This window comes from Pseudomonas sp. ATCC PTA-122608, assembly GCF_001952855.1.
Classification (GTDB): domain Bacteria; phylum Pseudomonadota; class Gammaproteobacteria; order Pseudomonadales; family Pseudomonadaceae; genus Aquipseudomonas.
On the sequence record NZ_LPNO01000055.1, the window covers coordinates 58068 to 76717 of the forward strand.

The 18650-nt window shown below is 60.3% G+C and carries 10 protein-coding genes and 1 pseudogene; 5 read left to right on the forward strand and 6 right to left on the reverse strand.

Annotated elements, in window-relative coordinates:
- Nucleotides 1-55: 55 nt before the first annotated feature.
- The 4 genes and pseudogenes from AU074_RS32055 to AU074_RS32070 form a co-directional block, all read right to left on the reverse strand.
- Nucleotides 56-1066, reverse strand: coding sequence for a class 1 fructose-bisphosphatase (locus AU074_RS32055; protein ID WP_003217989.1), 1011 nt, complete (start codon nucleotides 1064-1066; stop codon nucleotides 56-58).
- A gap of 107 nt (nucleotides 1067-1173) precedes the next feature.
- Nucleotides 1174-2529, reverse strand: coding sequence for a DUF3999 domain-containing protein (locus AU074_RS32060; protein WP_076018119.1), 1356 nt, complete (start codon nucleotides 2527-2529; stop codon nucleotides 1174-1176).
- Nucleotides 2529-6066: pseudogene (locus AU074_RS32065) on the reverse strand (DUF2339 domain-containing protein). Before AU074_RS32065 ends, AU074_RS32060 begins: the two are co-directional and overlap by 1 nt.
- A 170-nt stretch (nucleotides 6067-6236) precedes the next feature.
- Nucleotides 6237-8687: a glycogen/starch/alpha-glucan phosphorylase gene (locus tag AU074_RS32070; protein WP_076018121.1), complete on the reverse strand. Its 2451-nt coding sequence runs from the start codon at nucleotides 8685-8687 to the stop codon at nucleotides 6237-6239.
- Nucleotides 8688-8922: 235 nt separating this feature from the next.
- Between AU074_RS32070 and AU074_RS32075 the strand changes: the two genes are divergently transcribed.
- A complete protein-coding gene (locus AU074_RS32075) occupies nucleotides 8923-9357 on the forward strand; it encodes a YkgJ family cysteine cluster protein (RefSeq protein ID WP_076018122.1) in 435 nt (144 codons plus the stop codon).
- A gap of 188 nt (nucleotides 9358-9545) precedes the next feature.
- Here the strand turns inward: AU074_RS32075 and typA are convergent, their stop codons facing one another.
- Both typA and thiI read right to left on the reverse strand, forming a co-directional pair.
- Nucleotides 9546-11366, reverse strand: coding sequence for a translational GTPase TypA (gene typA / locus AU074_RS32080; protein WP_076018123.1), 1821 nt, complete (start codon nucleotides 11364-11366; stop codon nucleotides 9546-9548).
- A gap of 139 nt (nucleotides 11367-11505) precedes the next feature.
- Nucleotides 11506-12960 (reverse strand): tRNA uracil 4-sulfurtransferase ThiI, encoded by a 1455-nt coding sequence (thiI, locus tag AU074_RS32085; RefSeq protein ID WP_063033503.1) that lies wholly within the window; start codon nucleotides 12958-12960, stop codon nucleotides 11506-11508.
- 333 nt (nucleotides 12961-13293) lie between these two features.
- Here thiI and glnA point away from each other — a divergent pair, with 333 nt between their 5' ends.
- From glnA to ntrC, 4 genes are all read left to right on the forward strand, one after another.
- The gene (gene glnA / locus AU074_RS32095; RefSeq protein WP_076018125.1) at nucleotides 13294-14700 is read left to right on the forward strand and encodes a glutamate--ammonia ligase; all 1407 of its coding nucleotides are present in this window, start codon (nucleotides 13294-13296) and stop codon (nucleotides 14698-14700) included.
- Nucleotides 14701-14890: 190 nt separating this feature from the next.
- Nucleotides 14891-15427 carry a chorismate mutase gene (locus AU074_RS32100; RefSeq protein ID WP_076018126.1) on the forward strand — a complete coding sequence of 179 codons (537 nt, stop codon included), beginning with the start codon at nucleotides 14891-14893 and terminating at the stop codon, nucleotides 15425-15427.
- A gap of 391 nt (nucleotides 15428-15818) precedes the next feature.
- Nucleotides 15819-16904 carry a nitrogen regulation protein NR(II) gene (gene glnL / locus AU074_RS32105; protein WP_003218001.1) on the forward strand — a complete coding sequence of 362 codons (1086 nt, stop codon included), beginning with the start codon at nucleotides 15819-15821 and terminating at the stop codon, nucleotides 16902-16904.
- The gene (gene ntrC / locus AU074_RS32110) at nucleotides 16901-18337 is read left to right on the forward strand and encodes a nitrogen regulation protein NR(I) (RefSeq protein ID WP_003218003.1); all 1437 of its coding nucleotides are present in this window, start codon (nucleotides 16901-16903) and stop codon (nucleotides 18335-18337) included. Before glnL ends, ntrC begins: the two co-directional genes overlap by 4 nt.
- Nucleotides 18338-18650 lie beyond the last annotated feature (313 nt).

Consider the following 18650-nt stretch of genomic DNA (forward strand, 5'->3'; position numbering starts at 1 on the left):
CCGTGTCATCGTTAACGCTCTTCGCGAGCAAGCTCGCTCCTACAGGTCACCAGGCTTACGCCTTGTGGTAACCGGTCACACGCTCGACTTCTTCCTTCGAACCCAGGAACACCGCCACGCGCTGGTGCAGGCCTTCCGGCTGGATGTCGAGGATGCGCTGGTGGCCGTCGGTGGACGCACCGCCCGCCTGTTCAACCAGGAACGACATCGGGTTGGCTTCGTACATCAGGCGCAGCTTGCCCGGCTTGGACGGCTCGCGGCTGTCACGTGGGTACATGAACAAGCCACCACGGGTCAGGATGCGGTGCACGTCGGCAACCATCGCCGCTACCCAGCGCATGTTGAAGTTCTTCTTCAACGGGCCTTCTTCGCCTGCCATCAACTCGCCTACATAGCGGGTAACCGGCTCTTCCCAGTGGCGCTGGTTGGACATGTTGATTGCAAATTCCTGGGTGGACGCAGGAATGGTGATGTCTTCGTGGGTGAGCACGAAGCTGCCCATTTCACGGTCCAGGGTGAAGCCTTTGACGCCATCGCCCAGGGTCAGTACCAGCATGGTCTGCGGGCCGTAGATCGCGTAACCGGCAGCTACCTGCTCGGTGCCTGGCTGCAGGAAGGCCTTTTCGTTCAGGGCTTCGTTCTGGCTCAGGTATTCGTTCGGGCAACGCAGTACCGAGAAGATGGTGCCGACCGGAGCGTTGATGTCGATGTTCGACGAACCGTCCAGCGGGTCGAATACCAGCAGGTACGCGCCTTTCGGGTATTTGCCCGGGATCTGGTAGGCGTTGTCCATTTCTTCGGACGCCATGCCGGCCAGGTGACCGCCCCATTCGTTGGCTTCAAGCAGGATTTCGTTGGAAATCACGTCGAGCTTCTTCTGCACTTCGCCTTGTACGTTTTCAGTGCCCATGCTGCCCAGGACACCACCCAACGCGCCTTTGGAGACGGCGTGGCTGATTTCCTTGCAAGCACGCGCCACCACTTCGATAAGGAAGCGCAGATCGGCAGGCGTGTTGTTGCTGCGGGTCTGCTCGATCAAATAGCGACTCAGGGTAACGCGGGACATGGAAGGCTCCGGAAATTGGGGGCTAAAAACCCGCGCAGTTTAACGCGAGTCGGGGCGTATTTCCTCCTATCAGAGGATTTAAACCCAATAGAGTTCATGGACTTTATTTAACGTGCCACCGGCGGCTTGCGCAGCAAACTGTAGGCCATGGCTCCAAGTGCCGCCACACCGAGCAGCAGCACGGCCCAAAGGCCGAGCTTTTTCCAGTTCGGCCCGGCATCGACAGGGGTCGCAACCGCAGGCGAAGTCACTACCGCCCCGCCCGCCACTTTGGCCTGCCCAAGCGCAGCCAGGCGTTCGGCGCTGTAATCCGGGATCAACGTCGACAGCGGCAAGTTCGCGCCCTTCACCGACGGATTGCCCAACGCCAAAGTGAACGGTGGCTCGCCCCGTGCCAGGAACACCAACTGCGTGGCCCGCACTGCAAAGCTCAAGGTCGGTGCCTCAACACCCAGGCCACCGCCGCGTTCGTCCACGTTGAGCTTGAGTTGCGCAACGGCCTGGCCGGGCAGCTGCAATTCGTTTTGTAAAACGTCCTGGCCATTTTGCGTCAGTCGATAGAGCAAGCCACTGCTCAAAGGCTGCCAAGCCTGATTGCTTTCCCGGCGGCCCGACAGAGTGACCGGTGCGAGGCTGTTGGGTTGGCTCAGGTCGATACGCAGACGTTCGACGTTCAGCGCGTTGGGCAACTGCCAGCTGTATTCACCGGCCTTGAGCCGGCTACCCGACAGTGGCTGCGACCACACCAGCGGCAACGGCAAGCTATGGGCACTGACACTCTCCAGCTGCGCCGACGTCAGCGTCGGTGCCGCTTGGCCTTTCCACAGCAGGCGCAGATACCGTGCCGACTGCCCCGGCAGACTCACTTCATGCTGCTCGACGCGTTCGTCGGCAAACGACAGACGCGCCACCTGCCCTTCGCCCCAGGAGCGCCAGTGCTGCAAGTCGTCGCTGGCTTCGATGCTGAAGCGCTGGAAGCCGTCGCGCTCGCTGGTCCAGTCGAGGATCAGTTGCTGCAGCGGCGCCTTGATCCCACTGGCATCAAGCAACCAGCCGCGCAGCACTTCTTCGCCGGCCTCCAGTTGGCTGGGCGGCTGCACCTGCACCAGTGTGCCGGTCGCTGTGGATTGCACGCGCACGCTGGGCACTGCTTCAGCGGAGTCGGCCGCGGCGTACAGCGGGAACCACTTCACATTGGCCAGGCTGCGGCTTTCGGTGCTTTGCGCCGACTGCCGCGCCAGCGCGTAAGCCTGGGGCTCACCTGCCGCGTTGAACACCCGCACATCACTCAAGTCGGCCTGCCGGGCGCTTAATTGCACCGCCAGCGGCAGCTCCAGGCGATACCAAGGGCCTTCGCCGCTTACCGTCAGCGGTACCCGCGTGGTGAAATCGGCGGGCGTTTCCTGGGCCCAGGCCGACAATGTTGTGCACAACCCCAACAGCGCCACACTCAACTTGCCCATCAAGAGGCCACTCCTTCAGTTTTCAACCACCGGCTCGGCGCGCTTGGGCGGCAGCGGAGCGAAATAGCCCACCACCAGCAACAAACCACCCACACCGATAAACGATACGATCCGCGCCAGCCCACCGCGGTTGCTCAATTCGACGAAGAACAATTTGGCGACCACCACGGCAATCAACGCCGCACCGATCAGCCACACCTCTCGCCGATGACGCAGATGGCCACCGATCATCAGGCTCAGAGCAATCAGGGTCCAGACGATCGACAGCCCGGCCTGCACCAGCATCGACTCCAGCAGCGCATCCAGATGGAATGGCACGCCGCCCCAATGGTGAGCCGTGCGCATCACCAGGGCGGTGAAGAAGGCGAACAGCGAAACCCCGGCGACCGCTTGGGCGATCAGCTCGGCGCGCGGCCCGCGTTGCGGGGCGGCACTGCGGGACCACAGGTACACACCCAGCAACGCGAACAACAACCCCAGATCCAGCGGGTTAAGCAGCGGCACATACGGCAGCGGCTCGGCGGTGCCGTCGCTGAAGATATTCGCCAGCCAGAACCAGCCGAGCATCAGCACGGCCAGCGGCAGCGCGGCATACAACCGATACTCGCGCGGGTACGTCGACACCGGCCATGGCCAACTGCGCGGCGCGGCGGCGAGCACCAGGTACAGGCTCGGCAGAATCGCCCAGCCCAACCAGCGCCAGGCGTTGTATTCCTCGGACAACAGCAACAGGCCGTAGCGCAACTCCAGCGCCAGCACGCCGATCAGCAGCCAGCAACCGAGCACATGCGCGGCGCTCAGGGCTTTCTCCGGAATGACCGAAGCCAGGCGCCGCAGCGACACGAAGTGCACCGCAAACACCGCCGCCCACGCCAGCCAGGCAAAATTCGCTGCCGGGTGATAACGCGAGCCCCACGCGCCCAGCAACACCACGCCCACCGCCGGCATCAACAGCGTGCACAACACGCCCAGCGACGCCCATTGCAGGCGCAGGGCCAACACTGCCCAGATCGCCACACTCACTGCCGCTACTGCCAACAGCCAAGTGCCTTGCAGCATCGACGGCGCAAAACGCAGCACTTCGCTGACCAACGCCAACGTCCACCAACCCGCGCCCCACACCAACAGCACGTCGGACAGCCGCTGCAAACTCAACGCTTCGAACACCGGCGCATGAGGCCGACGCTGCAAGCGCCAGGCACCGACCAGCGCTGCCAGCCCGAGCACCATCGGCGTCCAGAAGCCGCTATGACCCAAAGGACGCAAGCCTTCGCTGGTCAGCGGCCCGAGCAGGTCCGGCACCGCGATCAGGAACGAAGCGCCACCGATCACTTGCAGCAACAACCCGAAGACAAAACTGACGCGCTGTTGCAGATACAGGCTCAGCCAGATGATCAACAAACCACTGGCCGCCCACACGCCGCTGGCGGTCTCCCAGGGCAGCACGAACAGCACCGCGAGGTTGATCAGCACCAGCCCGGCCAACAGCACTACCGACAGGCCACGCAACAACCGCACATCGCTGCGCACCATGGTGTCCCGCGCTGCCAGCAACATGCCGCCGACCAACGCCAGGCCAATCAGCGAGGCGGTGAGCAAGCCGCTCCAGCCGGCACTGAACACCGCACCCGAATCAGTGCCCGCTTGAAGGCGCAGCAGGAACAGCGCCCCACCCAGCAGTTGCACGGCAAACGCGGTGAAGAGGAACGTGCGCGAGCCGACCCGCAGACCGACCAGCAAGGTCGCCAGGCCCGCTATCGCCCAACTGATGGCGGTACCTTGGGTCGACAGCAGCAGCGGTGCGAGCAGGTACAAGAAGCCCAGGCCGACACTGGCCAATACCGGCAAGCCTCGACGTTCCCACTGCGCCGCCTGCTCAGTCGGGGCTTTGCGCAACTGGAAGAAACTGAACAGCAATGCCGCACCGAGCAGCAATGCACCCAACGGTGCACCCTCCAACAGACTGGTCTCGCCAACCCCCAATTCGCTGAGGAACGCCAGCGCCGAGCCGACTTGCAACAGCAAGCCAAAAGCCCGTGCCAATGGCCGTTGCTGGCGCAGGCCAAGCCAGAAGATACCGGCGCCTTCCACGGCCCAGGCGGCCGCGGTCCAACGTGCGTCGAGGCCCAGGGGAATCGCCAGGCTGGCAAAGATCACACCCAGCGCCAGGCAGGTTTCCGCCAGCAGCAAGGCGCGACCGCCGCTCAACAAACGGGCCAGGCCCATGTAGATAATGCCCAGGGCCAGCGCGCTGAACGCGGCGGCAAACTCCAGGTGCTGCACCAGCGCAAACTGCAACCCAAAGCCCACCAGCGGCGGGCCGAACAGCATGCTGCCGTCGACATAGTCGCCCTTGGCCGCCGACCAGCGCAGCAATGCACCACGGCTGTCATCGTCCGGTGCGTCGCGCATCTCCAGCAACTTGCGCCGGGCGAACAACAGGCCAATGCCCAGGTACATCAGGAAAAACACAATCAGGAACGGCTCGGTGCTCCACAACAGCTCCGGCGTATAGGAGCGCATGCCCCAGGCGAAGCCGATACCGAAGGTGCCGACAAAGCCGATCAGGTTGAGCAGGCGCCAGGCCTTGAACCAGGCGATGGCGAGAATGCCCGCGTTAAGCAGGGCGAAATAGCTGAACAGCGCCACATGGTTACCGGCGCCGGTAGACGTGAGGATAGGTGCGGCAAAACCGCCGAGTGCGGCGGCGCAAGCCAGGCCGAGGGCGTCCTGGGTAATCGCCAGGATCGCCGAGAACACCGTGACAGCCACCAGCAAGCCTAAGGCCGCACCGGGATCAAGCAGCGGATGCAGGCGCATCGCGGCGAACACCGTCAGGTACAACACGGCGATGCCGGTGCCTTGCAGCATCAATCCGTAATTGCTGTTGCGCAGCCGCAGCCACCACCCCAAACCCAGCAAGGCCAGTGCACAGCCGGCAACGCCCGCGTAACGCAGCTCGATCGGCACCACCATGCCTTCAGTGGCATAACGCAGCAGGAACGCCAGGCCGAGGAACAACAGCACCACGCCGACCCGCAGCACGGTGTTGCCGCCGAACAGCCAGTTGCGCGCGCCGCTGATGGCGCGTTCGATGAAGTTGGGGCCGCGAGGTACCGCAGGCGTAGCAGGTTGTTCAGGGATTTTTTCGCTCGGCTCAGCCCTCCAGACGTCAGCCGGCAATGGCTGGCTGGGCTCGGCCGCCACGGTGGCGTAGGCGGGTTCCAGTTCGGCGGGTAATTCCCAGACGAGTTCGGGCGGCGCCGGTACCGGCAGCGGTTCTTCGACAAAGACAGGTTCGGGGGTTTCAACGGCACCCGGTCTTTCCAGCAAGGCCAGGCGTTGCTCGACTACTTTAATGGCGCTCCTGGCAGACTCCAGCTGACGGCCTTGCTCCTCCGTACGCGAGGCAAGCATCGACAGGCGAATCGCCTGGCCAATGCCCAAACCGAGCAGCGCTCCAATGCCCGCATCACTGAACGACTCATCGAGCGTCCAGCCGAGCACCAGGCCAATCAGCATGAAAATCCATTGCATGGTCGATATCCCTAAGCAGCCCGAAGCGGGCAAAGGCGATGCTCAGTATATCGACACGGACCCCATGTGGGAGCGGGCTTGCTCGCGAAGGCGGTGGATCAGTCACAAATTTGTCGACTGACACTGCGCTTTCGCGAGCAAGCCCGCTCCCACATTTTGTATTGCGGTGTCTAATCCAACGCTTTCCAGATTTCCGTCGCATATTCCCGGATGGTCCGGTCCGACGAGAACCAGCCCATGCGCGCGGTATTGAGCACCGCCGAGCGCCACCATTCCTTGGAGTCGTGCCAATGGGCCTCGACCCGCGCCTGGGCATCCCAATAGGAATCAAAGTCGGCACAGACCAGGAAGCGGTCGTAGTCGATCAGCGAATCCACCAACCCGGCATAACGGCCCGGATCATCCGGTGAGAACACCCCGCCGCGAATCGCTTGCAGTACGTCGTTCAAGCGATGGGATGCGGCAACATCCGGCCCGGCATTGAATTCACCGGCATGTTTGCGCGCCTCCACCTGCTCGGCACTGAGGCCGAAGATAAACATGTGATCGGCGCCCACGCGCTCGTGCATCTCGACGTTGGCGCCGTCCATGGTGCCGATGGTCAACGCACCGTTGAGGCCGAACTTCATGTTGCTGGTGCCCGACGCTTCAAAGCCGGCAGTGGAAATCTGCTCCGACAGGTCGGCCGCCGGAATGATGCTTTCCGCCAGGCTGACGTTGTAGTTGGGCAGGAACACTACCTTGAGCAAACCGCGCACGGTGGGGTCGTTGTTGACGGTGCGGGCGATGTCGTTGGTCAGCTTGATGATCAGCTTGGCCTGGTGATAGCTGGCCGCTGCCTTGCCGGCGAAGATCTTCACCCGCGGCACCCAATCGGTGCCCGGCTCGGCACGGATCGCCTGGTACAGCGCGACGGTGTGCAGCAGGTTCAACAGCTGGCGCTTGTACTCGTGGATGCGTTTGACCTGCACATCGAACATCGCCGCCGGGTTGACTGAAATCCCCAGGCGCTCGTGAATGATGTCGGCCAGTGCCCGTTTACTGTGCAGCCGCTGCTCGGCGAAGGCTTTGCGGAACGCTTGCTTCTCGGCGAAGGTTTCCAGCTCAACCAGACGGGTTTCGGTGTTGTCGAGAATGTCCGGGCCCAGCGCTTCCACCAGCATCGCAGTGAGTTTTGGATTCGCCTGGAACAACCAGCGGCGGAACGTAATGCCGTTGGTTTTGTTATTGATGCGGTCCGGGTAGAGCTTGTGCAGTTCGGAGAACACCGTGCTGCGCATCAGTTGGGTGTGCAGGCCAGACACGCCGTTCACGCTGTGGGAACCAAGGAACGCCAGGTTGCCCATGCGTACGCGGCGGCCGTTGTCTTCTTCGATCAAAGACACTGCGCGCAGTACGTCGAAGTCGTGAATGCCTTTGGCCCGCAGCGAGTCGATGTGCTGGGCGTTGATCAGGTAGATGATCTGCATGTGCCGCGGCAGCATGCGTTCCATCAAGCCGACCGGCCAGGTTTCCAGCGCCTCCGGGAGCAAGGTGTGGTTGGTGTAAGACAGGGTTTCGACGGTCACGTCCCAGGCGGCATCCCACGGGATGTCGTGCAGGTCCACCAACTGGCGCATCAACTCGGCCACCGCAATCGACGGGTGCGTGTCGTTGAGCTGGATGGCCGCGTGTTCGCCCAGGCTCAGCACCGAGCCGTGCATGTTTTTGTGGCGACGCAGCAAGTCCTGCAACGAGGCGGAAACGAAGAAGTATTCCTGGCGCAGGCGAAGTTCCTGCCCTGCTTCGGTGCTGTCGGCCGGGTAAAGCACTCGGGAGATGCTTTCGGCGCGAGCCACTTCGGCGACAGCGCCCAGGTGGTCACCAGCGTTGAAGCGTTCCAGGTGCAGGTCTTCCACGGCGCGGGCACGCCACAGGCGCAAGGTGTTGACGCTTGCACCACGCCAGCCGACGACCGGGGTGTCATACGCTACTGCGCGTACGGTTTCATTCGGTGACCACACCTGAATCGACTTGCCGGACGCATCCAGCAGGGTTTCCACGCCACCGCCAAAGCCGATCGGGTAGATCACCTCGGCGCGCTCGAACTCCCACGGGTTGCCGAAATCCAGCCAGCGTTCGGTTTGTTCCTGCTGCCAGCCATCGACAATCGCCTGGCGGAACAAGCCGTGCTCATAACGAATGCCATAACCGTGGCCGGCAATGCCCAGGGTCGACATGCTTTCCATGAAGCACGCCGCCAGGCGACCAAGGCCACCGTTGCCCAGGGCCGCGTCGGGCTCCAGCAGGCGAATGCGCTCCATATCCACGCCCAGCTCGCTCATGGCCTCACGGGCCACGTCCAGCAAGCCGAGGTTGCTCAGGCTGTCGTAGAGCAGACGGCCGATCAGGAATTCCAGCGAGAGGTAATAGACCCGCTTCTGTCCCTTGCGGTAGATGTGCCGCGTGTGGTCCATCCAGTGGTCGACCATATGGTCGCGGGCGGCCAGTGCGATGGCTTCGAACCAATCGTGGTCGAAGGCGTGATCGGGGTCCTTGCCCACCGCGTAGGTAAGTTTGGTCAAGACGGCATCGCGAAATGCGGCTACCTCTGCTTCTCGTACAAGCGGTTCCTGAGACATCAATGCGACCTCGGGCGAGATAGAAGGAGTTGCTAGAGCCTAGACGGTCTGACAGACGGTAGACGCTCTGGTTCGGCAGTTTTTTAACTCATTCACCTTTGCGTGATTTAGATGCAGGGGCCGTGCCCGTTTGTGGCCCGACGCAGCCTTCGAGCTGAAACCTGGAAGATATTGTTCAAAAAATCACCAATTCCGGTATGATCCCGCGCCGGATAACACCCCTCTTGGAAACCTGATGAAGCCTCAACTGATCGCCGCCGCGGAACTCGACCGTCTCGAGACCTGGCAGAAATACTCAAGCCATATGTGTGGCGGCTGTGTGTCGAGCTGCTGCACCCTGCCGGTTGAGGTGAAGATCAAGGACCTGATCCGCATCGGCATCGTCGATGAGTTCGAGCGAGGCGACCCGCCGAAGAACATCGCCAAGCGCTTGCAGAAGGAAGGCATCGTCGAGCGCTTCAATGCCAAATCCGAGATCTTCACCCTGCAGCGCATGAGCAACAACGATTGCCTGTATCTGGATCGTAAGAGCCGCTTCTGCACTATTTATGACAAGCGCCCGGATACTTGCCGCAATCATCCGAAAATCGGGCCACGGCCGGGGTATTGCGCGTACAAGCCGAAGGAAGTGGTTCGCGAGACCAAGTTGCGTACGCTCGATAAGTTCTGATCCGAATGCTTTATTGCTTGAACTACCGCTTTCGCGAGCAAGCCCGCTCCCACATTTGAAATGCATTCCAAATGTGGGAGCGGGCTTGCTCGCGAAGAGGCCGGCACGGTCACCACACAATCCCCAGACAAACAAAAACGCCCCCGACCTTGCGGTCGGGGGCGTTTTTTTGCAGCTAACTAAAAGACTTAGTTACCGGCTTTTTTCGCAGCGCGGGTACGCTCGCTTTCGCCCAGGATCTTCTTACGAAGACGGATGGACTTAGGAGTGACTTCGCACAATTCGTCTTCTTGAACGAATTCCAGAGCCTGCTCCAGGGTGAAGCGGATAGGCGGAACCAGAGCGATGGTTTCGTCTTTACCCGAAGCACGCATGTTGTCGAGCTTCTTGCCTTTGGTTGGGTTAACGCCCAGGTCGTTGTCGCGGCTGTTGATGCCGACGATTTGACCTTCGTACACGTCTTCACCGTGACCCAGGAACAGTTTGCCGCGAGCTTGCAGGGTTTCCAGCGAGTAAGTCAGAGCCTTACCGGTAGCAACCGAAACCAGCACGCCGTTCTGACGGCCGGACATGTCGCCGGACTTCATCACGTCGTAACGGTCGAAGATCGAGGTCAGGATGCCTGCACCGGAGGTCAGGGTCAGGAACTCGTTACGGAAACCGATCAAGCCACGCGCCGGGATGTTGTACTCAAGGCGCACACGGCCCTTGCCATCCGGAACCATGTTGGTCAGGTCGCCTTTACGGATACCGATCTGTTCCATGATCGAACCTTGCGATTCTTCTGGCAGGTCGATGGTCACGTTTTCGTACGGTTCGTGCTTGACGCCGTCAACCATGCGGATGATCACTTCCGGACGACCAACACCCATTTCGAAGCCTTCGCGACGCATGGTTTCGATCAGTACCGAAAGGTGCAGCTCACCACGGCCGGAGACTTTGAACTTGTCGGCGGTGTCGCCTTCTTCAACGCGCAGGGCAACGTTGTAGAGCAGTTCTTTGTCCAGACGCTCTTTGATGTTACGGCTGGTGACGAACTTGCCTTCACGGCCGCAGAACGGCGAGTCGTTAACCTGGAAGGTCATCGAAACGGTTGGTTCGTCAACGGTCAGCGGCTTCATCGCTTCAACGTTCTGTGGGTCGCACAGGGTGTCGGAGATGAACAGCTGGTCGAAGCCGCTGATGCAGACGATGTCGCCGGCAGCTGCTTCTTCAACGTCTACACGGTGCAGACCGTGGTGACCCATCAGCTTCAGGATACGGCCGTTACGGCGTTTGCCATCAGCATCGATCGCCACAACCGGAGTGTTCGGCTTGACGCGACCACGAGCAATACGGCCAACGCCGATGATGCCCAGGAAGCTGTTGTAGTCCAGTGCGGAGATTTGCATCTGGAACGGACCATCGCGGTCGACTTTCGGCGCAGGTACGTTGTCGACGATCGACTGGTACAGCGGGGTCATGTCTTCAGCCATGTCGGTGTGTTCCAGACCGGCAATGCCGTTCAGGGCCGAGGCGTAGACGACTTTGAAGTCCAGCTGTTCTTCGGTGGCACCCAGGTTGTCGAACAGGTCGAAGATCTGGTCCAGAACCCAGTCCGGACGTGCGCCTGGACGGTCAACCTTGTTGATGACCACGATTGGACGCAGGCCGGCTTCGAAAGCCTTCTTGGTCACGAAACGGGTTTGCGGCATAGGGCCGTCTTGAGCGTCAACCAGCAGCAGAACGGAGTCAACCATCGACATTACGCGTTCAACTTCGCCGCCGAAGTCGGCGTGGCCCGGGGTGTCCACGATGTTGATGTGGTAGCCGTTCCAGTTGATGGCGGTGTTTTTCGCCAGAATGGTAATACCGCGCTCTTTCTCCTGGTCGTTGGAGTCCATCACGCGCTCGTCGTTGAGCTCGTTGCGCTCCAGGGTGCCGGATTGACGCAAGAGTTTGTCTACCAGGGTGGTCTTACCATGGTCAACGTGAGCAATGATGGCGATGTTGCGTAGATTTTCGATCACTTGTGTATCTCGATCAGAGGATTCGGTGTGCTGACAGGTCGTGGCAGCGATTAACAGTAGAGTCAGGCCTTGCCGTTACAGCTTGACGGCAGAGTCGGGGGGCCGGTGACGCAGGCCACAGGCAAACAGCCCCGGGCTCTTAGCTCGGTCGATAAACGCGCACATTGGCATGCCCCTCACTGAGCAAATGGTGGGCATGCAGGCGACTCATCACGCCTTTGTCGCAATACAACAGGTACTGACGGCTGTCATCCAGTTCCTTGAAACGCGCATTCAATGCATAGAACGGCAGCGTTTGTACGTCGATGCCAGCAATTTCCAGCGGCTCGTCTTCAGCGGCATCCGGGTGACGGATGTCGATGATGATCTGACCGGCCAGAGCCTCGCTGACTTCTTCGATTTGCAAATCCTGGCCCAATTCGTCAATAACCCGATCGATCGGCACCAGTTTGGCGTTCTCAAGCGCTCGCTCGAGAACTGCCATGTCGAACTGTTGTTCTTCGTACTCCACGCGGTTGCGTTTGGCGTGGGTCTTGGGGTTCACCGAGATGACCCCGCAATATTCCGGCATGTGCTTGGCGAAATCCGCCGTGCCGATCTGGGTCGCCAGGTCGATGATGTCTTGCTTGTGACTGGCGATCAGCGGGCGTAATACCAGCTTCTCGGTCACAGAGTCGATCAACGACAAGTTCGGCAGGGTCTGGCTGGACACCTGGGAAATCGCTTCACCGGTGACCAGTGCGTCGATTTCCAGCCGATCCGCGATTCGGGACGCAGCGCGCAACATCATACGCTTCAATACTACGCCCATATGACTGTTATCGACTTTCCCGAGAATTTCTCCCAGGACTTCCTCGAACGGTACGCTGACAAACAGCACCCGTTGCGAGCTGCCATACTTCTTCCAGATGTAATGCGCGACTTCCATCACGCCCAATTCGTGTGCACGCCCGCCCAGGTTAAAGAAGCAGAAGTGGCTCATCAGCCCGCGGCGCATGATCTGGTAGGCCGCAACGGTGGAATCGAAACCGCCGGACATCAAGACCAGGGTCTGTTCCAAGGCACCCAGCGGGTAGCCGCCGATGCTGTCGTGCTGGCTGTGGATCACAAACAACCGTTGGTCGCGAATTTCCATCCGCACTTCAATTTGCGGCGCTTTCAGTGAAATTCCGGCGGCGCCGCACTCGCGACGCAGCTTGCTGCCCACGTATTTCTCGACATCCATGGAGCTGAACGGATGCTTGCCGGCACGCTTGCAACGCACCGAAAAAACCTTGCCTGCCAGTACATCGCCGTAGTGCTGTTTGCACTTTTCGGTGATGTCGTCGAAGTCACCCAACGGGTACTCGTCGACCTGCAGGAAATGCGCGATGCCCGGCACGCAGCTCAGGCGCTCGGTCATGTCCTTCAAGGCCTTGGGGTCTGTGAGGCGGGTTTCCAGCTCGAGATTGTCCCACACACCGTTCACCACCACAGCCGGGTCCAGATCGCGGAGCACGGCACGGATGTTCTTGGCCAATTGACGGATGAAACGCATCCGTACCGGTCGGCTCTTGATGGTGATCTCGGGGAAGACTTTAACGATTAATTTCATGAAAACAGCGCGCGCAGGCCCAGCCGAAAAAGGGGGGCGCGGATTATAGCGGAAATCGCTCAAGGTTTAACCAGTTAATATGCACCGGACCTTTCGCGCACCAAAACGGGTCATAAACGAAAATTCGCGCTACATTGCGGTGCGCATTTTCTTCCGCTTTAGCGGATTGCACCTTTATAGGGGCGTTTTTGTGGCAAAAAACCCATGTCGGGGCACTGGCATGCAATTTGCTCTCTTGTGAGGCAGGTTGCCTTGGTCGAGTATTCGCGCCGGCATCACCCACATTCTAAGGGCTACTCCACTACCCCAGCCCGAAGCCACCCGGAGGACACTATGTCGAAGTCGGTTCAACTCATCAAAGATCATGACGTCAAATGGATTGATCTGCGCTTCACGGACACAAAAGGCACTCAGCACCACGTGACCATGCCGGCTCGCGACGCGCTGGATGACGCCTTCTTCGAAGAAGGCAAAATGTTCGACGGCTCCTCCATTGCTGGCTGGAAAGGCATCGAAGCTTCCGACATGATCCTGATGCCGGACGACAGCACCGCCGTACTCGACCCGTTCACCGAAGACCCAACGCTGATCATCGTCTGCGACGTGATCGAGCCTTCGACCATGCAAGGCTACGACCGTGACCCACGTGCGATCGCCAAGCGTGCCGAGGAATACCTGAAGTCGACCGGTATCGGTGACACCGTATTCGTAGGTCCGGAACCAGAATTCTTCATCTTTGATTCGGTCAAGTTCAAGTCCGACATCTCTGGCTCCATGTTCAAAATCTTCTCCGAACAAGGTTCATGGATGTCCGACCAGGACATCGAAGGCGGCAACAAAGGCCACCGTCCAGGTATCAAAGGCGGCTACTTCCCGGTTCCTCCGTTCGACCACGACCACGAAATCCGTACCTCCATGTGCAACGCCATGGAAGAAATGGGCCTGGTCATCGAAGTTCACCACCACGAAGTGGCGACTGCCGGCCAGAACGAAATCGGTGTGAAGTTCAACACCCTGGTTGCCAAGGCTGACGAAGTACAGACCCTGAAGTACTGCGTACACAACGTGGCTGATGCCTACGGCCGTACCGCTACCTTCATGCCTAAGCCTCTGTACGGCGATAACGGTTCGGGTATGCACGTTCACCTGTCCATCGCCAAAGATGGCAAGAACACCTTCGCTGGCGAAGGTTATGCCGGCCTGTCCGACACCGCCCTGTACTTCATCGGCGGCATCATCAAGCACGGTAAGGCCCTGAACGGCTTCACCAACCCGTCGACCAACTCCTACAAGCGTCTGGTCCCAGGTTTCGAAGCGCCAGTGATGCTGGCCTACTCGGCTCGCAACCGTTCCGCTTCGATCCGTATTCCTTACGTGTCCAGCCCTCGCGCTCGCCGTATCGAAGCACGTTTCCCGGATCCGGCAGCCAACCCGTACCTGGCCTTCGCTGCCCTGGTCATGGCCGGCCTGGACGGTATCCAGAACAAGATCCACCCAGGCGACGCCGCCGACAAAAACTTGTACGACCTGCCGCCTGAAGAGGCCAAAGAGATCCCACAAGTGTGCGGCAGCCTGAAAGAAGCCCTGGAAGAGCTGGACAAGGGCCGTGCGTTCCTGACCAAAGGCGGCGTGTTCAGCGACGACTTTATCGATGCCTACATCGCCCTGAAAAGCGAAGAAGAAATCAAGGTTCGTACCTTCGTACACCCACTGGAATACGAGCTGTACTACAGCTGCTGATCCGGTAGCGCTGCTTAACGTGGCGTGATGAAAAAAGGCCTCCTTCGGGAGGTCTTTTTTTTGCCCGCAAAACCCTGTGGGAGCGGGCTTGCCCGCGAAAAATCCAAAGGCGCCGCATTTCTTCAATATTTACGCGTTATCGTTAACGACCTTCGCGAGCAAGCTCGCTCCTACAGAAGAGGGTTCTGCCTTGAAATTCAAACTTGGGTTCATCCTGCTGGCCATCAGCGCCAGCGCATCCGCCGCGCCGCCCACCCTCGCCCCACTGCTCGACAGCATCGCCGAACGCCTGGCGATTGCCGACCAGGTGGCGCTGAGCAAATGGGACAGCCACAAGCCCGTCGAAGACCGTGCGCGGGAGCTGGACGTGATCGCCAGCGTCGTCGCCCAGGCGCCGAGCTACAAACTGGCACCGGCCCAGGCCGAGCAGTTTTTCTCGGCCCAGATCGAAGCGAACAAATTGGTGCAGTACGCCCACCTGTCCGATTGGCAGTTGCAAGGCAAGGCACCCAATGACCCACGCCCGGATCTGGTCGGCCAGATTCGCCCTAAACTGGACCTGCTGCAAAAACGCCTGCTGCAACAGCTGGCGGACTTCACCCCAGAGCGCACCAACCCGCAGTGTCCACAATGGCTGGCCCAAGCCAATCACACGGCTGCACATGACCCGCTGCACCAATTGGCGATGATCCGCGCCACCGCTGAGTTGTGCCTCTATAAAATCTAAAATTGCGAACCCCATCAAAATGTGGGAGCGGGCTTGCTCGCGAAGGCGGTGTGTCAGTTGATATATGCATGACTGACACGCCGCCTTCGCGAGCAAGCCCGCTCCCACAATTTAGATCCGACCCATTCAGTCAATCAGTCGTTGCCACCAGCTTCCTGAACAGATTTTTCAAAACCGCACTATATTGGTGCGATACGCTGCACCCTTCCCACTTACGCAACCCATTTTGGTTCGAAACTTCCCGCTCAAGCTGGCAGAACGCCACAGTTTCGCGCCTTAACCCCCCATTTCAGGGCTTTAACGCTTCTTTTCGGAGCTTTGGTTTGTTTTTTGCATTTTCCTTGTATCAGCGCATGCCTCAAGGCCGCGCCTTGCTCCAAAAGAGGTCCTAATGACCATCAGCGACGCCCTGCACCGCCTGCTACTCGACAACCTGACCACCGCGACCATTCTGCTCAATGACGAACTGCGCCTTGAGTACATGAACCCGGCGGCGGAAATGCTGCTGGCCATCAGCGGACAGCGCAGCCATGGGCAATTCATCAGTGAGCTGTTCACTGAGTCGGCCGAGGCCTTGAGCTCATTGCGCCAGGCCGTGGAGCAGGCGCACCCGTTCACCAAGCGCGAAGCGATGCTCACCGCCCTCACCGGCCAGACCCTGACCGTCGATTACGCGGTAACGCCGATCCTGAGTCACGGCGCGACCCTGCTGCTGCTGGAGGTGCACCCCCGGGATCGCCTGCTGCGCATCACCAAGGAAGAGGCGCAATTGTCCAAGCAGGAAACCAGCAAGATGCTGGTGCGCGGCCTGGCCCATGAGATCAAGAACCCGCTGGGCGGGATTCGCGGCGCCGCACAGTTGCTGGCCCGAGAGCTGCCGGACGAGAACCTCAAGGACTACACCAACGTCATCATCGAGGAAGCCGACCGCCTGCGTAACCTGGTAGACCGCATGCTCGGCTCCAACAAGCTGCCGTCGCTGGCGATGACCAACGTCCACGAAGTATTGGAGCGGGTTTGCCAACTGGTGGAGGCCGAAAGCCAGGGCTGCATCACCTTGGTGCGCGACTACGACCCAAGCATTCCCGACGTATTGATCGACCGCGAGCAGATGATCCAGGCGGTGCTCAATATCGTGCGCAACGCGATGCAGGCCATCAGCAGCCAGAACGAACTGCGCCTGGGCCGCATCAGCCTGCGCACCCGCGCCTTGCGCCAGTTCACCATCGGCCACGTGCGCCATCGCCTGGTGACCAAGGTCGAGATCATCGACAACGGGCCGGGCATCCCTGCCGAGCTGCAGGAAACCATCTTTTTCCCAATGGTCAGCGGCCGCCCGGACGGTACCGGACTCGGCTTGGCCATTACCCAGAACATCATCAGCCAGCACCAGGGCTTGATCGAATGTGAGAGCCATCCCGGCCACACCACCTTCTCGATCTTTCTGCCACTGGAACAAGGAGCCCCATCGACATGAGCCGTAGTGAAACTGTCTGGATCGTCGATGACGACCGTTCTATCCGCTGGGTCCTGGAGAAAGCCTTGCAACAGGAAGGCATGACCACCCAGAGCTTCGACAGCGCCGACGGGGTGATGAGCCGCCTGGCTCGCCAGCAGCCCGACGTGATCATCTCCGACATCCGCATGCCCGGCGCCAGTGGCCTGGACCTGCTGGCGCGGATTCGCGAGCAGCACCCGCGCCTGCCGGTGATCATCATGACCGCGCACTCGGACCTGGACAGCGCTGTCGCGTCCTATCAGGGCGGCGCCTTTGAATACCTGCCAAAACCGTTCGACGTGGACGAAGCGGTGGCGTTGGTAAAACGCGCCAACCAGCACGCCCAGGAACAACAGAACCAGGAAGCCCCGCCTGCCCTGACCCGAACCCCGGAAATCATCGGCGAAGCGCCGGCGATGCAGGAAGTGTTTCGCGCCATCGGACGCTTGAGCCACTCGAACATCACCGTGCTGATCAACGGCGAGTCGGGTACCGGTAAAGAGCTGGTGGCCCACGCCCTGCACCGTCACAGCCCACGGGCGGCGTCGCCGTTCATTGCATTGAACATGGCGGCGATTCCGAAAGACTTGATGGAATCGGAACTGTTCGGCCACGAAAAAGGCGCGTTCACTGGCGCGGCCAACCTGCGCCGTGGCCGTTTTGAACAGGCCGATGGCGGCACGTTGTTCCTCGATGAAATCGGCGACATGCCGGCCGACACCCAGACCCGCTTGCTGCGGGTACTGGCCGACGGCGAGTTTTACCGGGTAGGCGGGCACACGCCGGTCAAGGTCGACGTACGCATCATCGCGGCGACCCACCAGAACCTGGAAACGCTGGTGCATGCCGGGAAATTCCGTGAAGATTTGTTCCACCGCCTGAACGTGATCCGCATCCACATCCCACGGATGTCGGACCGCCGCGAAGACATCCCGACCCTGGCCCGTCACTTCCTCAGCCGTGCCGCCCAGGAGCTGGCCGTCGAGCCGAAGCTGCTGAAAAGCGAGACCGAGGAATACCTGAAGAACCTGCCATGGCCGGGCAACGTGCGTCAGTTGGAGAACACCTGCCGCTGGATCACGGTGATGGCGTCCGGGCGCGAAGTGCATATCAGCGACCTGCCGCCTGAGCTGCTGAGCCTCCCGCAGGATTCGGCACCGGTGACCAACTGGGAGCAGGCACTGCGCCAGTGGGCCGACCAGGCTCTGGCACGTGGCCAGTCGAACCTGCTGGACAGCGCTGTGCCGGCTTTCGAGCGGATCATGATCGAAACCGCTCTCAAGCATACCGCCGGCCGTCGTCGCGATGCCGCCGTGCTGCTGGGCTGGGGCCGTAACACCCTGACGCGCAAGATCAAGGAGTTGGGGATGAAGGTCGATGGTGGGGATGATGACGAAGGTGATGAGGGCTGATTGCCTTCTCACAACCACCGAAAAACCCATGTGGGAGCGGGCTTGCTCGCGAAGGCGGTGTATCAGTCACTGGATATGTTGACTGGCACACCGCCTTCGCGAGCAAGCCCGCTCCCACATTTGGACCTCCACAAAGTTTCAGCACCGTGCACCGCTTCAATGCACCACGAACCGGCATCGCGCACTTATCCGACCCCTGAAACACATGCCTTGTTAAAAAAATATTAAAAGCTGAAAACGCCAAAGCCCCGTATTCCGGGGCTTTGCGCTTTCTGAAGAAATTTCTTGGCACAACTTTGCAATTCTGGCACGC